Annotated in this window: 11 protein-coding genes; 8 read left to right on the top strand and 3 right to left on the bottom strand. The window is 32.6% G+C overall.

Annotated elements, in window-relative coordinates; all coding sequences use genetic code 11:
• The 6 genes from polC to thiC all read left to right on the top strand — a co-directional run.
• Positions 1 to 2,190 (top strand): DNA polymerase II large subunit (polC, locus tag ACKI67_RS07635; protein ID WP_407462890.1); only part of this gene is annotated, 2,190 nt, incomplete at its 5' end.
• A gap of 407 nt (positions 2,191 to 2,597) precedes the next feature.
• A complete protein-coding gene (nrdD, locus tag ACKI67_RS07630) occupies positions 2,598 to 4,910 on the top strand; it encodes an anaerobic ribonucleoside-triphosphate reductase (protein ID WP_407462889.1) in 2,313 nt (770 codons plus the stop codon).
• A gap of 411 nt (positions 4,911 to 5,321) precedes the next feature.
• A complete protein-coding gene (lysS, locus tag ACKI67_RS07625) occupies positions 5,322 to 6,908 on the top strand; it encodes a lysine--tRNA ligase (RefSeq protein WP_407462888.1) in 1,587 nt (528 codons plus the stop codon).
• Between the two features lie 357 nt (positions 6,909 to 7,265).
• Positions 7,266 to 8,105, top strand: coding sequence for a hypothetical protein (locus ACKI67_RS07620; RefSeq protein ID WP_407462887.1), 840 nt, complete (start codon positions 7,266 to 7,268; stop codon positions 8,103 to 8,105).
• Positions 8,106 to 8,736: 631 nt separating this feature from the next.
• Positions 8,737 to 9,657 (top strand): carbohydrate kinase family protein, encoded by a 921-nt coding sequence (locus ACKI67_RS07615; protein WP_407462886.1) that lies wholly within the window; start codon positions 8,737 to 8,739, stop codon positions 9,655 to 9,657.
• 466 nt (positions 9,658 to 10,123) lie between these two features.
• Positions 10,124 to 11,422, top strand: a complete 1,299-nt coding sequence (gene thiC / locus ACKI67_RS07610; RefSeq protein WP_407462885.1) for a phosphomethylpyrimidine synthase — start codon at positions 10,124 to 10,126, stop codon at positions 11,420 to 11,422.
• A gap of 124 nt (positions 11,423 to 11,546) precedes the next feature.
• On the opposite strand, the gene ACKI67_RS07605 is transcribed toward thiC, so the two are convergent.
• Positions 11,547 to 12,482 carry a LysR family transcriptional regulator gene (locus ACKI67_RS07605; RefSeq protein WP_407462884.1) on the bottom strand — a complete coding sequence of 312 codons (936 nt, stop codon included), beginning with the start codon at positions 12,480 to 12,482 and terminating at the stop codon, positions 11,547 to 11,549.
• A gap of 116 nt (positions 12,483 to 12,598) precedes the next feature.
• Between ACKI67_RS07605 and hxlB the strand changes: the two genes are divergently transcribed.
• Entirely contained in the window at positions 12,599 to 13,189 is a 591-nt protein-coding gene (gene hxlB / locus ACKI67_RS07600) for a 6-phospho-3-hexuloisomerase (RefSeq protein WP_407462883.1), read from the top strand.
• 177 nt (positions 13,190 to 13,366) lie between these two features.
• Here the strand turns inward: hxlB and ACKI67_RS07595 are convergent, their stop codons facing one another.
• Together ACKI67_RS07595 and ACKI67_RS07590 are read right to left on the bottom strand one after the other, a co-directional pair.
• Positions 13,367 to 13,888 carry a hypothetical protein gene (locus ACKI67_RS07595; RefSeq protein WP_407462882.1) on the bottom strand — a complete coding sequence of 174 codons (522 nt, stop codon included), beginning with the start codon at positions 13,886 to 13,888 and terminating at the stop codon, positions 13,367 to 13,369.
• Between the two features lie 270 nt (positions 13,889 to 14,158).
• A complete protein-coding gene (locus tag ACKI67_RS07590) occupies positions 14,159 to 15,868 on the bottom strand; it encodes a hypothetical protein (RefSeq protein ID WP_407462881.1) in 1,710 nt (569 codons plus the stop codon).
• Positions 15,869 to 16,658: 790 nt separating this feature from the next.
• Between ACKI67_RS07590 and ACKI67_RS07585 the strand changes: the two genes are divergently transcribed.
• Complete coding sequence (locus ACKI67_RS07585) at positions 16,659 to 17,483, top strand: formate/nitrite transporter family protein (protein WP_407462879.1); 825 nt, start codon at positions 16,659 to 16,661, stop codon at positions 17,481 to 17,483.
• Positions 17,484 to 17,801: the final 318 nt, after the last annotated feature.

The following is a 17,801-nucleotide window of genomic DNA, read 5'->3' as shown; positions in this document are numbered from 1 at the left end:
GATGCAAGAAAGGTCAAGGGAAAAGTTGTTGAGATTCTTTTCTTGGGAGACATGCTTGTTGCATTCGGTGAATTCTTAAGAAACAACCAGCCTATGTTAGGTGCTTGCTGGTGTGAGGAATGGTGGATTGAAACAATAAGGAATTCAGAAAAATACCAATCATTCTCAGATGAAGAGAAGGAAGCATTTGATTTGGAATCATTGCAAACCAAGAAATTCACCGTCGAAGAGGCATTCAAATACACTGAAGAGTTCAATGTTCCTCTACATCCTGAATACACTTATTATTATAATGACATTTCCATCAAGGATTTGGTTGATTTAAGCCAGTGGCTGGATACCCAAAGGGACTATTTGGAAACTGGCTATCAAAACGGCGAAGACTTGGAGCTTGATTTGTCCTATCAAAAAAGGATTCTTGAAGTTATGGGTCTTCCTCACAAATTGGTTGATGGAAAGGTCATCATTGAAAAAAATTATGCTTATGCCTTGCTCAAAACCATAAATGGGGATTATTCAAAGTATCTCGCTGACGAGTATTATAAGATGAAAGTCGTTGACATCATCAATGAAAACATCGATTTCGAGATTAAGGATAAGGCTCCATGCTATATCGGTACAAGAGTAGGAAGACCTGAAAAATCAAAAGAAAGATTGATGAGGCCCGCTCCTCATGTGCTTTTCCCTATAGGCAATAATGGTGGAAGCAGACGTTTGGTTGCAGAAGCTGCCAAAAAGAAAAAGATTAAGGTTGAATTTGCAAGAAGGGAATGTACCAATTCCGACTGCAGATTAAGTTCATTCCAAGCCATTTGTCCTCATTGCGGATCTCCTACTGTAATTGGCAAATCCGGTCAAAAAGACATTAACTTGGCTCATATGCTTTCCAAAGCATCCAATAATGTCGGGGTTCGTAAGGTTGATGAGGTAAAAGGTGTTGTAGGTCTGATTTCTGAAGACAAGCTACCGGAACCTTTGGAAAAAGGTATCCTAAGAGCTAAAAATGGGGTATTCACCTTTAAGGAAGGAACCATTCGTCATGACTCTACAGACTTGCCGCTCACTCACTTCATTCCAAGTGAAATTGGAGTAACTGTTCCTAAGTTATTGGAAATGGGATACACTAAGGACTGTTATGGACAGGATATAGTAAGTGAGGACCAAATCATTGAACTTAAGGTTCAGGATATTGTAGTTTCCGACAATTGCGGTGAATATCTTGTAGGTGTAGCTAATTTCGTGGATGACCTTCTTGAAAGGTATTATGGAATGGAAAGATTCTACAATGTAAAAGACAAATATGATTTGATTGGCCATCTTATTGCTGGTCTTGCTCCCCACACTTCTGCAGGAGTATTAGGTCGTATTGTAGGATTTACAAAGGCATTAGGCTGTTATGCACACCCTTACTTCCACTCTGCAAAAAGGAGAAACTGTGACAGTGACGAGGATTCCGTACTCCTCTTGCTTGATGCATTGATCAATTTCTCCAAATCATACTTGCCAAGTACCCGTGGAGGAAGTATGGATGCTCCTTTGGTTTTATCCACCCGTATAGATCCTGAGGAGATAGATGATGAATCCCACAACCTGGACATCTTTGAGAGATTCCCACTGGAATTCTTTGAAAGGTCCCAAGAACCTTTGAAACCTGCTGATATGCTGGATTTGGTTGACAATGTAGCAAAACATTTGGGAACCGACAGACAGTATCATGACCTGATGTTTTCCCATCACACCTCAAACATTCATGCAGGACCTAAAGTCTGTCTATACAAACGTTTAGGCTCAATGAAAGAGAAGGTGGAAGCTCAAATTCATTTGGCAGAACTCATTAGGGCAGTGGATCAAAGGGGAGTTGTTGAAGGTGTATTGTCATCTCACTTCTTGCCGGACATCATGGGAAATTCAAGAGCATTCTCCAAGCAAAAGGTCAGATGTCCTAAATGTGGTGCAAAATATAGAAGAATGCCACTTACAGGCAAATGCAAATGTGGTGGAGACTTGATTCTCAGCGTATCCAAGGGATCTGTTGTAAAGTATCTTGAAATTTCACAGAACCTTGTAAATAGATATCCTGTATCACACTATCTTGAGCAAAGATTGGAAATTCAGGAATTTGGTATCAATTCATTATTTGAAAGTGATAAGTCAAAACAAAGTTCATTGGACGTTTTCTTTGGAAAATAGTTGTTTTATGTAATCATAATTGGATAATGATTCTTATTGGATTCATAATTTCTTTTTAATTAAGGGATTATCCCTTTATTTTTAATTTTTAATTTTTATGAAGTTTTAAGTGTTTTTCTAGTCATAATTGTTATCATAAATATTGTTCGTATTAAAACGAATGATTTATATACATCTTATGACATATATTATTTCGTGAAGTAACTAACTTTTTGTATAGTTACTAACTTTCGTATTTTATCGAACTGATATTATACATGTAAATACATAATATTTAGTAATCAATTAGAAAGTTTTATCTAAAATTTTTTGACTTACATTTATTGATTATTTTACTTTTAATTAAGTGCTTGCTGACTCGTACTTTTAATATTATATGGGTTTGTGAGATTTTTAGAGGTGTTAAAGTGGAAAAAGTAGAAAATATTGAAAATGATATACAAAGGGCAAAGATCACTGTTAAAAAGAACAACGGTGTATGTGAGCCATTCAGTTATGAAAAATTGTTGAAATCTTTAGTTATGGTGGAAGCTCCTATAGCAGAATATGAAAAAATCATTGCAACCGTTGCAGAAAACCTATACGATGGAATCACCACTAAAGAAATCAAAAAAATTGTTTACGAATGTTTAGAAGATATGGATTCTGAAGCAGCTAACAAATACTTAGCTAAAACTACTTTAAAAGTACGTTCTTCAAGAGATAAAATTGAACCATTCGACATGGCAAAAATCGCAAGTACCTTAGTAGAAGAAACTGGTGCTTCCCAAGAAACCGCTTTTGAAATTGCTACCGAAGTTTGGAAAGAACTCAAAAAGCTCAATGTCGAATATCTTACTGCTCCAATGATTAGGGAAATCGTAAACACAAAACTTGTGGAATACGGATTAGAAGATTTAAGAAGCAGATACACTCGTTTAGGTATTCCTGTTTACAACATCACTTCCTTGATTGAAAACGGTTCAAGAGACAATGCAAACATGATGCATAACCCGGAATCCATTCACAAATATGTTGCTGACGAAGCATTGAAACAATACGCACTCTTACACATGTTACCAGCTCACTTGGCTGATGCACACATGTCTGGTGACATTCACATTCACGATTTAGAATTCTTCGCTGGAAGACCATTAAACTGTCTCCAACATGATATAAGAGCATTCATCAAATATGGTCTTAAAGTGGACGGTACTGGAGATCACACTTCAGTTGCTGCACCTCCATCCCATATGGAAACCTTGATGAACCACACTGGTGAAATCATGTTGGCAGCACAGCAAAACATGTCTGGTGGACAAGCTATGTCCCTCTGGAACGTATTTGTTGCACCATTTGCAAGCGGAAGAAGCTATGATGAAGTAAAACAATCCATTCAAATGTTGGTCTACAACTTGAACATGGCTTATGCTGCAAGAGGTTCCCAAGTTCCATTCACAAGTATGCAATTAGAGTTTGGAGTTCCAAAATTCTTGCAGGATGTAACTGCATATGGTCCAAAAGGAGAAATTGTAGGAACTTACTCAGACTTTGAAGATGAAACCAGAATGATTCAAAAGGCATTTACCGAAATCTTGCTTGAAGGAGATTCAGAAGGTAAGCCTCACTTATTCCCAAATACTATTTACACATTACGTGAAGAGACCTTAAAAGGTGACTATGATGATGACATCCGTTTAGTTCACGAACTTTCCGCAAAATACGGATCATCCTACTTTGTAAACATGTTGCCTAAATACAGAGGTCAAATGGCTAACTATATGGGTTGCAGAACCTGTCTCCAAGACACCTGGACAGGTGACTGGGAACAAGACTGTTTAAGAACCGGTAACTTAGCTTACGTAACCTTAAACTTACCAAGAATCGGATACCAATCCAGAGATGAAAATGATGTATTCGAATACTTGGACAACTACATGGATTTAGCTGTTGAAACCTTAATGATTAGAAGAAACCAAGGTCTTAACTGTTTAAACAACTTTGACATCTTACCATTCTTAAATCAAAAGGTTGATGGTGAGACCTATTACAGAATCCAAAACTCAACCTTGTCATTTGGTTTCTGTGGTCTTAATGAAATGTTGCTTGCATTATTCGGTGAAGGCATCGACAACCCAGATGCAAACAAATTCGGTATCAAATGTTTAGAATACATCAATGCAAGAGCAAAAGCTTTACAAGAAGAAACTGGACTCAGATGGTCTGTATTACAAACCCCTGCTGAATCCACTGCATACAGATTTGCTACATTAGATAAAGAGCAATTCGGAGATAAAGCAATCTTACAAGGTGACAATGGAGCTAACTACTACACTAACTCCTCACACGTACCTGTAAACAGTGACATTTCATTTGCAGACAAAGTTAAAATTGAAGGTCAATACCACAAATTAACTCCTGGTGGACACATCTTCCATGCATTCATGGGAGAATCCTACTCTGATCCTGATGCATTAATGAGCTTAACCAATAAGATTGCAAGAAAATCTGACATTGGTTTCTGGGCTTACAGTTCCGCATTCAGTTTCTGCTTAAACTGTAAAACATTAATGAAAGGATTAAGCAACAAATGTCCTTCCTGTGGTGAAACTGCTGATGTAGAATGGTACGACAGAATTACCGGTTACGTCCAACAAGTAGGACACGCTAAATCTGCAAACGGTGGATGGAACGCAGGTAAACGTCAAGAATTAATCGACAGACGTAGATTTGAACAATAAGTTCAATCTACTTATCTTTTGATTGATCATTGAAGTTTAATTTAATTTATTAATTAATTTTCATAGGCATTGTTTTTCTGCCTATTTTATTTTAAATTTATTTATATAGAGTTTAACTCTATTTTTCCACTTAATAGGGTTCTTTTCAAGAATCCTATTTACATCCTTTAATTGCTATTTTTTATCTTTTTTGATTTCAATATTCTCATTTTCCATATTTTTCTTGCTTTTGCAATTAATTTTTTATAAGATGATAATAAAAATATATAATATAATAAATTATTAAGATATTTAAATTAAATTAATATCAAATTTATACTAATTTATTACTTAATCATTGCTTTCATATTATGGTTGGAAAATTAAACTAATTAAATTGAAAGCAGCTTTTATAATTATTATGGTGAAACGATGAAACATTGGATTGAAAGAATCGCTGATGAATTAAATGAAATGGATGTAGAAAAACATGTCATAGCAAGTGGTACATCTATATCAGGTTCTATACATATTGGAAATTCTTGTGACGTATTCATTGCAAACGCAATTGGAAAAGCATTACGTGAATTAGGAAATGATGCAGAAACAATTTGGATTGCAGATGACCATGACCCACTTAGAAAAGTTCCATTCCCACTTCCTGAATCTTATGACCAATACTTAGGTATGCCATACTCTATGATCCCATGTCCTGAAGGATGTTGTAAAAACTTTGTAGAACACTTTGAAAAACCTTTATTCAAAGTTCTTGATGCTTATGGTATTGAAATTACCCCTAAATCTGGTTTTGATATGTATAAAGATGGATCTTATCTTGAATCAATTAGAGTATCCCTTGAAAAGCACAATGAAATCAAAGCCATTTTTGACCAATACAGAAGAGAGCCACTCGCAGACCACTGGTTGCCATACAACCCAATCTGTGAAAAATGTGGAAGAGTAAACACCACCGAAGCATATGACTTCGACGGTGACATTGTAAAATACAGATGTGAATGTGGTCACGATGGTGAAATGGACATCAAATCAGGTAACGGTAAGCTTACTTGGAGAGTTGAATGGGCAGCAAGATGGAAAATCTTCGGAACCACTTGTGAACCATTTGGAAAAGACCATGCAGCAGCTGGTGGATCTTATGATGTAAGTAGCGTAATCTCTGAAGAGATCTTTGATTATCCAGCACCATATCCAGTTCCATATGAATGGATTACATTGGATGGTGAAGCAATGAGTAAATCTCATGGTGTATTCTTCACTCCTGAACAATGGTTGGAGATTGGACCTGCAGAAAGTCTTAACTATTACTTGTTCAGAAGCAAACCTATGAAATCCAAAGACTTCTCTCCAAAAATGCCATGGTTAGACTTTATGGACACCTTTGATAAGGTGGAAAGAGTATTCTATGACGAAGAGGAAGCTCCATCTGAAAAAGAAGGTAAAAAGTTCAAAAGCATCTATAAGATGGCTCAAATCAAAGCTGGTTCTCCATTACCATTCAGACCTCCTTTCAGATTCTTGGTTAATGCTTACCAGATTGTTGGAGAAAAAGACCTTGAAAAGATCTTTGGCATTTTGAAAAAGAATTCACAATTGACCAAAAGCTTTGAAGATAAGGAATTTGGAGACTTAACTGAAATAGAATTGGAACAATACAGCGAAAGGGTAGACAATGTAATTGTTTGGTTAGACAAATATGCTCCTAAATTCGTCAAGTTCCAAGTTCAATATGATTCCATTCCTAAATTGCCACTTCCAGATGATCAAGTTGCATTCCTAAAGGATTTAGCTGACTTGATGGAAGAAAAAGACTTCGCATCTGCTGAAGAATTGCATGATGCAATGTATGAAGTTTTAGAAAGTCATGGATTGAAACCACAAAAGGCTTTCCAAGCTATTTACAAAATGATTCTTGGACAAAAACAAGGACCAAGAGCAGCTTCATTCTTGCTCTCATTAGATAAGGACTTTGTGGTTAAGAGGTTAAGGCAGGAAGCTTAACTCAAGCTTTTTTGGCCTTCGGCCAAAAAACCTTGACCAAAACTTTTTTCTAAGTTGGGAGTATATTCTCTTAACTATTTTTAATATTTTTACTATTTTTTCTATTTTTTCTATTCTTTATTCCTTATTTTTCTATTTTTAACTAATTTTTTAAATTTTTCAAATACTTTTACTATTTTTTGTCAATTTGATATAATATAAAAATTTAAATATGGATTTAGTATAATATTTAATATGTATATGTAACTTGCATCATATTTTGCTGTAATGTGTTATGGTAAAGTATTTTGTAAAGTAAATTTTAGAAAATTATTTTAATTATCTGATTTGTTTGGATAATTATTTTGCAAAGAGATGGTGGTTTTTATTTCCGAAGATATTGAAATGTTAAAACAGCAATTAGCTGAAAAAGATGGAAAGCTTAAGAATCAAGCTAGTGAATTAAATCATTTAACTAATGAAGTAATTCCAGAACTTAAAAAAGAAAATAAACAGCTTAAAGCTCTTAAAGTTGAACTCACAGATGCATTGGAAACAAGTACTAAAAAATACTTCGATCAATTGGAAATCAATGCTGATTTAAGTGAAAGTGTAGCTAAGAAGGGTGCAGGTCTTCAACTCGCAAAAGTAAGATTGGAAGAAATTGAAAAATTGGTTGCTGAACTTGAGAGTCAAAGACTTGAAGAGCAAGAGAAAAGAGAAGCAGCAGAATTAGAAGCTGAAAATAATTTATCCGATGGTGAAAAGGCTAAAATACAAGAATTAAGCGAAAAAGTAGCTCAATTGGAAAAAGAATTAAGTGACAGCGAAAGAGCAATTTCCAATAAGGAAAAAGAGATTGCTAAGAAAAACAATCAATTAAAAGATAAGGATGCTGAACTTAATGATCTAAAAGACAATTTAATTCCTAAACTTAAATCTGAATCTGCTGATTTAAATAAACAACTCAAAGATGCTAAAGCTCAAGCTGAAGAGGAACTAGCTGGTGTCGGAGGTAAAATAGCTAAACTCGAAGCTCAAATCAAAGATTTAAACGGCAAATTAGATACTAAAAAGAGAGATTATGATAAGTTAAGCACTGCAATGAATGCAAAAGACAAAACAATCAACTCTCTTAAAAACAAAAACAAACAATTATCTGAAGAACTTAAAGAAGAATCTGGAAAAGGATTCTTTAGTAAACTCAGAGGCAGATAATTGCTTTTTAAGAATTAATTATTTTTAATTAGTTCTTTTTTTTACTTTTTTTATTTTTTATAATTTTTTATAATTTTACTATTTTTACTAATTTAATATTTTTTTATTTTTCATTTCCTTTTTATTCTAATATTTTTTTTAAAATCATTGTTAGAAAATATTAGTTTTCAAATGCTATCGCAAGTTAAAATTATTATTAAATTATAATATTCATTACTTGAAGTTTTTAGATTTTGTAGGTAAAAATAGCTAATATTTTTTTGGGAAAAATGTGTTGATTTTTATTAATTTTTTTCATGAATTTTCATCAAATTTTTCACATAACACATGTTAATAAAAATCATTAAATATGGGTTAAACCTAAAATAATATTGTACTATTTTTAGAAAAAATTTCTAATCAAAATAGAGTTTAAATCTTGAAAATTTTTTCAAATTTTCTTATTTAAACATTGTTTATTCTAACAATAAGATACATTTTAGGTTTATTTTCACAATTAAAAACCCTATATTATCTTATTTTACCTAAAATTCATTAATTGAGTTTTTTATACTTCTTTAATGAAAATTTTATAAAATTTAAAAACAGTTAAAAACAGTTAAAGACAAGAGACTAAGAAAGGTTGATTTATTTGAGCATTAAAAAAGATTTATTGGCGGTTGGACACACTGCACTGGATTACATCATCACAGTTGATGAATTCCCTAAAGCTAATCACTCAGCACCTATGAAGACAATGAAAAACTTGAATGGTGGTGCTGCTGCAAATGTTGCAATGATTGGTGCAACTTTAGGAATGAAAACTGGTTTGATATCCGCTGTAGGATGTGAATTTATTGACTCCCATTATCATAAAAATATGCAGAAATTAGGTGTTGACACTGAAGAATTGATCATCTCCCAAGAAGAAAACACCCCTACTGCATTTGTTATGACTAATAATAATCAAGATCAGATTAGCTATTTCTATTGGGGAGCTGGAAAGGAGTTTCATGACAGTGAGGTTCCAAGAGATAAGATAAAGGAATTCAAGGCGGTTCATTTAGCTACAGGAGATCCTCATTTTAATTGCAAAGCAGGAATCGTAGCTAAAGAGGAAGAAAGATTGGTTTCCTTTGATCCAGGACAAGACCTTGGTATGTACAGTCCTAAAAAATTAAAAGAAGTCATTTCCAATGTAAATATCTTATTTGGAAACCATCATGAAATCAAACGTATTCAAGATTCTTTAGAAGTGGATATTAATGGTTTAATGGATTTAGGTCCAGAAGTTGTTTTAATGACTTGTGGTTCAAAAGGAAGTATCATCTATAGTCCTGATGAAGGCAAAATAGATGTTGAATCTATTTATAGGCCTGCTGTAGATCCTACAGGTGCAGGGGACTCTTACAAGGCAGGATTTGTATCTAGGCTTATTTATGGGGCTTCATTAGAGGAAGCTGCTAAATTCGCTTCATCAGTTTCATCCTTTGTTGTTGAAAAGCAAGGATGTCAAACAAATATGCCTACTTATGATGATGCATATAATAGAATGATTGAATTTTATAAATAATCATTCTACTTTCTATTTTTTTACTCTTTTTTTATTGTTGTTTGGAGACAATTGTGCATTATTTTTTTAGATTTAATTTTTTGTTTTTTTCACTTATTGTTTTTTCATAATTTTTATACTCTCTTTTTCTTAAAAATATTTTAAAATTTAATAAAATGTATTTGATATATATCAAAGCTATTTGATAAAAAAGGCCTCGCAATGCTTTATTTTTGAAATAACGGCCTTATAAAATAGATATGTTTATATGGGATAAAATACAGTAAATAGAATTATAAAATCAAGTTAAATAGAATTAAAATAAACTTTACTTTACTAAAATCTATTTGATTTTAAAAAAGTCAATTTTCAACACAATTTATAGAAAATAATTGATTCTAATCTATTGGTTTTATTCGTCTATTAATTTCTAATTTTTAATTAATGACTCATTATAATCTAGCGTATCAAAAAATGGAGAGAAAGAATGACACAAATAAGTGATGCAAAAAAGGGTATTTTAACTGAAGAAATGAAGCATGTCGCTAAGATTGAAGGCGTTAGCGAAGATTTTATCTTAAGATCTGTTGCAAACGGTACCATTGTAATACCAAGCAATGTAAACAGGGATATTGAAGCATCTGGTATTGGTGCAGGATTAAGAACAAAAGTAAACGCAACTGTAGGAACTTCTACTGATATCGTAAATTTCGATGAAGAAGTATATAAAGCACAAATCGCGATTGACCATGGTGCAGACTGTTTGATGGAATTAAGTATCGGTGGAGACTTGGATGTAATAAGAAACAGGGTTTTGGACATGTCCCCACTTCCTGTAGGTTCCGTACCTGTTTATCAAGCAGCTATTGAAAGCATTAGAGAACATGGTTCAGTTATTTATATGGATGAAGATGACTTGTTCAATACCATTGAAAAACAAGCAAAAGATGGTATTGACTTTATGGCTGTTCACAGCAGTATCAACATTGAAACATTGACAAGACTTAAAAGACAAGGTAGAGTAACCGGTCTAGTATCCCGTGGAGGATCATTCATGTCCGGGTGGATTGTAGAAAATGAAAAGGAAAATCCATTATATGCTAACTTTGATTACGTATTGGAAATTGCAAAGGAACACGATGTAGTACTTTCCCTTGCAAATGGTATGAGAGCAGGTTCCATTGCGGACTCTACCGATAGGGCTCAAATCCAAGAATTAATCATTTTAGGTGAATTGATTGATAGATCCCGTGATGCTGGCGTACAATGTATGATTGAAGGGCCAGGTCACATTCCAATTAATGAGATTCCAACCAATGTAATGATTCAAAAGAAAATGTGTTCCAATGCTCCTTTCTATATGTTAGGACCTATTGTATGTGATGTAGCACCTGGATACGACCACATTGTATCAGCTATTGGTGCAGCATCTTCAGCAAAAGCTGGAGCAGACTTCATTTGTTATGTAACTCCTGCAGAACACTTAGCTTTACCATCTCCTGAAGATGTAAAAGAAGGTGTAATTGCAACTAGAATCGGTGCATATGCTGGTGACTTGGCAAGTGGTCAAATCGATGGTTCACAAGACTTGGCTATGGCTGAAGCAAGAAAAAGATTAGATTGGGAAGCTCAATACGAATGTGCAATGTTCCCAGAAGCTGCACGTGCAAAAAGAGATGAAAGACCTCCTGAAGAAGAGGACACCTGTACAATGTGCGGTAACTATTGTGCTGTAAAAATAGTAAATCAATGGTTAGACCAATCTGATTCTGATTTAATAAAATAAGTGAGATAGTTTCATTAAAGAAACTTTTCTTCTTTTTTCTTTTTTTATTATTTTTTAAATTATTTTTTTAATTTAATTCTTTTTTACAAATTTTGCTACTATCTGTTTTTATATTTATTTTAAATTATCTGGTTTTCCAAGGTTTCATAGGAATAAATCCTTGTTCTCCTATTTTTATTTGACCATCAAAAAGCAAATATTCAATCAAATTATAGATATCCTCTTTTGTATCATTGATTTGAACCAAGCTTATTACGTGGCGGGTTTCATTTTTCAATATCTCATTTCCATTGAAATAGCTTGCGTTTAAGAAAGTGTAGTATTCATCAGAGTTTCTAACAATCTTGAATGCATCAAATTGTGATTTCACTTCTCTATCTATTGTAAAATTAATGTTTTCCTGTCTTAAGGTATTCCATGCCAACCTTTGGGCACTTCCTTTAACTCCAATGAATTTCAATCCTTCCAAATCTTCTATCTTTTCAATTGTTTTTCCATTGTTTGGGGAAATCAAGACCAAGTGGTCATAAGCGATAGCAGTGAAGTTCAAGTCATTTTCAAAAGCAAGTAAAGGATCGTCTAATGCTAAAATGTCTATCAAATCTTGCTTTGCAAGTTCGTATGCACTTTCGTCGTCACTACTATAAATCAGTGTCTTAAAGGGTAAGTCATAACTTATTGCCTGAAGCAGGCCTGTAATGATGTGTCCGCCAGCAATTATGATTTCTGGCCTATCCTCTAATCTGTTTTTATATTTGTAGTAAATATCCAAGAGCTCATATCCTTTTGGGCTTAATTCAGAGCCGGAGCCAACTGTAATGACAAGCTTTTCACCAAGCTTGTCTTCAGCATTTTTGATTCTTCTGTTCAATACAGAATGGGAAACCTTCAATTCCTTTGCTGTCTTTCTTTGGGAATATGTTTTTGACAGTGATTCCAATGTCTCAAAGAATTTATAATTGAATGAATTTCCTTCTATTTCTATTCCAATCTCAGGTTTAATGATATTTTCTTCTTCCTTCATCATTTCTTCCTGATTTTCATCATCACGGTTTGGCATCAAATCCCTCTTGAATTTATACTATCTATATTCATATTTATATTATAAGTCATTTAAATAATTTTAAATATTTAAAAAAATATAATATTATTATTGAGTTTTAGGTAGAGATTTAAATGGAATATATGATATCCGCAATTGAAGCAATTTTAGACAATATTCACGATGCAGAGGAATATTTGAACGAGGAAGACATAGCTAAATTTATTGAAATCATTACCACTGCAGATAATATTTTTGTTACTGGTGCAGGTAGATCTGGACTTGCAGCTAAGGCATTTGCTATGAGATTAATGCACTTAGGTTTAAGTTCCTATGTTGTAGGTGAAACCATTTCTCCAGCTATTAATGCAGGAGATTGTATTTTAGCTATTTCTGGTTCTGGAGAAACAAACACTATTGTAACTGCAGCTAAAATTTCCAAAAAAAGAGGTGCAAAGGTTTTAGCATTGACTTCCTATCCAGAAAGCAGTTTAGGCCAATTAGCAGATGGTCTTATTCGTGTTAAAGGTAGAACAAAAGTGGAAGTGGATGATGAAAACTACCTTAAAAGACAAATTAAAGGAAATTATACTTCTTTAACTCCTTTAGGTACTGCTTTTGAATTAACTTCCTTAGTATTCCTTGATGGATTGGTTTCTGAACTTATGGAAACTATGGGAAAAACTGAAGAGGATTTAAAGAATAGACACACAGTTTTAGAATAAATCTAAAACTTTTTTGTTTTTCTATTTTTCTTTTTTCTATTTTTAAAGATATTTTTCTTATTTTCTTATTTTTATAACTATTTTTTTTAAAAAAAGAGTATATTAGTATTTGATTTTTTTGGTCAAAAAATATAAAAAAGATTAAAAAAGAATAAAAAATTAAAAAAATTACTATTTTTATTTGAAGTTTACAGACCCTGCGATTTCCTTGAGCTCATCAAGGTCATTTCCAGATACGATGATCATTTCATCACCTGGGGAGAACAGGAATCCATCTGAGACCTTAGTGACTGCATATTTGTATTTTTCGCTGGAAGAAAGGTCATATACATTCAATCCGTCGGCGTCGCTTGTTTTTGTAGAGCCGTTGTAAAGTTTGTCCATAGCATTATCACCATCTGTGTAGTTGTCTTCTGAGAAGATGATGTGTTCTATGCTTAATTTGAGGCTTTCATCCACCCACATTGTGTGGGTCTTTTCAGGATCGCTTGCAATCTCGTTTATGGAATCTGAAAGGCTTCCGCCGGATATTGTGAAAACAGTTCCGCCAGGGATAATTGTGTGTTCTTCAAAGTCTGCAGTGCTTGGAACGTCTAGGGTGAAGTTGCCGAAATCCTCTTCTTCAAGAGCCGCAGCACTTACGGTTAGCATTCCACACATTAGAATTAATATACCTATTGCGAATATTTTTTTATTCATTTAATCTCTCCTCCTTTTAATCGAATGATTAAAATTAATCATATTTTTGTTTAGTTGTATATTTAAACATTGTTAATCTTTGTTTGTTAAAGAATTAAACTTTTAAATGTTGAATTGTTTTTAATTATTTTGAGAGTTTGCTGAATAAAAAAAGTATGAGAAAAAAGTAATTTTTATCTTGGATGTCCAAGATATAGTGGTATTGAAGTAATTTAATTTTAAAAAAAGAAAAGATAGAAAGTAATTGTAAATTACTTTCAATTTAATTATTTATTTGATCACTACTTTATTGCTTTTAGAAATAGCTTTGTACACATTGTCTCCTGCAAATTTCGCAGTGTATTTGAAAGTTCCTTTTTTGGTTAATTTGATTGTTACAGTAGCTATTCCTTTTGAATTGGTTTTTGCACTGTATGTTTTTCCATTAACCTTAAAGCTAACCTTCTTGTTTTTGAGAACTTTTGTGCCTGATTTCAATGTAGCCTTTAATTTTTTGCTTTTGTTTGCTTTCTTATAGGTATATTTCTTAAGAGTTAAGCTGGTAGCTAAAGGCTTTACGGTCAATGTTGCACTTTTAGTCACTGCTTTATAAGTGCCGTCTCCTGCAAATTTAGCTTTGTATGTGTATTTTCCTTTTTTATTTAAGCTTATTTTTACAGTTGCCACTCCTTTTGAGTTGGTGGTTGCACTATATGATTTGCCATTTACAGTGAATGTGACTTTTTTGTTCTTGATGTATTGATAAGATTTTAATTTTTGAGTGATTGCATTTCCATCAAAAACGAACTCATAAACAGGAACCTTAAAAGTTGCAGTTAATTTTTTGGTTTTTGCATCTACTTTATAAGATACATTCTTTAAAACAAATGTGCTTTCTTTCTTCAGGATTTGGATTGTACTTGCAACCATATCACTTTTTGAGTATTGCTCATCCTCTTCTATAAATTGGCTGTAGATGTCATATGTTCCTGCTTTGGAAATGGATAACTTCAAATGGGCTTCCCCATTTTCATTTGTTTTCGCAGTGTATCCTATTGAATTCAATGCAAAAGTTATGGTTCTATTGACTACAGCATAGCCGTTTTCATCGCTCAACCACACTATGAAATCGAATGGTGAATCCCCTGCACTTGTATCAACAGCATATTGGAGATAATAGGTTGCGGTCAATTTTGTAGCTTTTTGAAAAATTATTTCATTTGCAGGCAGATAGATTTCATCCCCATCCAATCCTCCATGAGTCATTTGTTTTCCATTGAATCTTAAAGCTTTTGTGCCATCTAAAGTATTGTTTGTAATGTTTATTGCATTGCTTGTAAATGTGCTATCTGAGTCAGATTCTATATTGAGCAAAGAATTATTATCCCCCAAATTTCTAATGGTTATGTTTTCTAAGCTTATCCCAGCAACATTTAAAACACTATTTATTCCTTGAGTTACACCCTTTGCCAAAAGAATGTTTTGATTAGGTCTTAAAATAAAATTAATATTTCTAATAGTTACACTGTTTGGACCACCATTGGCAGGAGATTCAACTTCAAAGAAATGGCTTACATCTCCATTTATGGTTCCCCCTTCTATTGTATAAGATTTTTTAATGGTTATTGGAGTGTTGATAGTAATACTGCGGTCTAATAGGAATACTGTTCCATCACCGTAATGTGTTGATCCTCTATCTTCTAAATATTTGCTGAGATCTTCTTCTGTTTTAATTGTGACAGTATTTGATTGTATAACTCCAGAACCTAAATTGTCCTCATTAGTTTTTCCATCATCTTCGTCTATATTTACGTCTTCATCATCAGAGTTTACTTCAGACATTATTTCTGTATTTGCCGTATCAGCATCGCTTAATTCTATATCCTCAATATCTGAAGTTTCCGCTATAGCATCATTTATATCATCATTTGCACTGACTGCAGATACAGAAATTGCAAGTAAAAAGATCAATAATAATGATACTAAAATTTTATTTTTCATAGTACCCCTCATTTAGTTTGTAAAATATATTTAATATTTTATAAATTATTGTTGAATTTTTATGTATATATTATTTTTTTAATAAATTTTATTAATAAATTTTTCTAAAATAACCGATTATTTTTTTCTTTTCCTTTTTAACAAATATTCCTTTTTTTAAATTGTCATTTTTTAGTAAAAAATTCATAATTTATCATGATTTATCATGATTTCCTGTTTCAATTATGTCAAATTTTTATTTATTATGATTTCATCGTTTTGATAATGTTGTTCATGTGGCATATTTTATTGTTTTTTGCTATTTTAAGTGATTTTAAAGGGTTTTAATTGAATTTTCATTAATAAAAGAATACTCATATTCACATTCGTTAGTTAGGAATTATTCTAATTTTCCTATTTAAATAAAAAATCTTATGATATGAATAAAATGTGCGGTGTATTAAATCCATAATTTCATGTTTTTTTTACTAAAAATCAATAGAATAATCTTTAAAATTTTGTTTCATAGTTTCAATATGTAAATATTTTCATAAAGTTTTATTATTTTTATAGAATAACTTCTTAATTTTTAGTAAATTTGATTTTTAAGCCATATTTATCGTTATGAAAGTAAATTCTCTTTGAAAAATTGATTATTTGTCATATATATACTTTTCCCTTTGATTTTAATAGCAAAGTCTTTTTATATGAATGATAAATAATTATAATTAATGCTCTCTTTATGAATGGTTAAAAAAACCTTGAGAGTATTGATAATTATATGGGATAATTAAAAAAGAGGTTGAGATATATGAGTTCTTTTAAAAGTCCTGCAGATACTGCAAAAGCAGTAGCATCTGCAGCTACCGCAAAAGGTGAAATGCCTATATTAAAACTTGCTATTTTAGGTTTCTTAGCAGGTGCTTACATTGCATTTGGTGGATTACTTGCAGAAGTTGCAAACACTGGTGCTATTGCTGGTGGTGTACCAGTAGGTATTTCTAAATTATTATTCGGGGCAGTGTTCCCTGTAGGTTTAATTATGGTAGTTATCTGTGGATCTGAGTTATTCACTGGTGACGTAATGTTTATGACTATGGGTCTTTTAGATGGTAAAACTAATATCGTAGGCTTACTCAAAAACTGGGTTGGAAGCTGGGTTTTCAACTTAGTAGGTTCTATCTTTGTTGCTTATGTACTTGCTTACGCAACCGGTATTATGGTACCTGAAGCATTCGCTGGCGGTGCTATGACCATTGCACAAACCAAAGCATTAGGTGGAGCTACCTTTATGGCAGCTGGTAAATCAACTGCTTCTTTAACTTGGGTACAATGTTTCCTTAGAGGTATTGGTTGTAACTGGTTAGTATGTTTAGCTGTATACTTAGCTAATGCAGCTGACGATGTAGTAGGTAAATTCTTCGGTATTTGGTTCCCAATCATGGCGTTTGTATGTATCGGATTTGAGCACAGTGTTGCAAACATGTTCTTCATCCCATTAGGTATATTCTTAGGCGCTCCTGTATCTTGGGCACAATTCTTCGTAAACAACTTAATACCAGTAACCTTAGGTAACATCGTTGGTGGAGCTATCTTTGTAGCTTGCGCTTACTGGTTCGTATACTTACGTGACTAAATATACAAAAATCAGTTTGGATCTAATATTCTATATTAGTCAAACACAGGGGATTTCTTAATCCCTAAATTTGTATTTACTTATTGTAATATTTGAGCAAACCTATTTAATTCAAATATCAATAAGTATCTACATAATTTATCTATATTTTTTTAGAAATTTTTCTTAAAAATTTCATATTAGAATAAAAATCATGCTTATATTAGGAATTGTTAAATTCCACAAAATATCATTGGAAACAAAATAGTTTCTAATTTCACTTTTAGATTTTTTAAAGGTCTAAATTCACTTTCATGATAATATAATATTATATTATTT

The sequence above is a fragment of the Methanobrevibacter sp. genome, assembly GCF_045577275.1.
In the GTDB taxonomy this organism is placed as follows: domain Archaea; phylum Methanobacteriota; class Methanobacteria; order Methanobacteriales; family Methanobacteriaceae; genus Methanobrevibacter.
This window is presented reverse-complemented; position numbering and strand designations above follow the sequence as displayed.

Coding starts and splice junctions, on each gene's coding strand:
- lysS (WP_407462888.1), top strand. CDS start 5,322: ATGAAACATTGGATTGAAAGAATCGCTGATGAATTAAATGAAATGGAT.
- thiC (WP_407462885.1), top strand. CDS start 10,124: ATGACACAAATAAGTGATGCAAAAAAGGGTATTTTAACTGAAGAAATG.
- ACKI67_RS07605 (WP_407462884.1), bottom strand. CDS start 12,482: ATGCCAAACCGTGATGATGAAAATCAGGAAGAAATGATGAAGGAAGAA.
- hxlB (WP_407462883.1), top strand. CDS start 12,599: ATGGAATATATGATATCCGCAATTGAAGCAATTTTAGACAATATTCAC.
- ACKI67_RS07595 (WP_407462882.1), bottom strand. CDS start 13,888: ATGAATAAAAAAATATTCGCAATAGGTATATTAATTCTAATGTGTGGA.
- ACKI67_RS07590 (WP_407462881.1), bottom strand. CDS start 15,868: ATGAAAAATAAAATTTTAGTATCATTATTATTGATCTTTTTACTTGCA.
- ACKI67_RS07585 (WP_407462879.1), top strand. CDS start 16,659: ATGAGTTCTTTTAAAAGTCCTGCAGATACTGCAAAAGCAGTAGCATCT.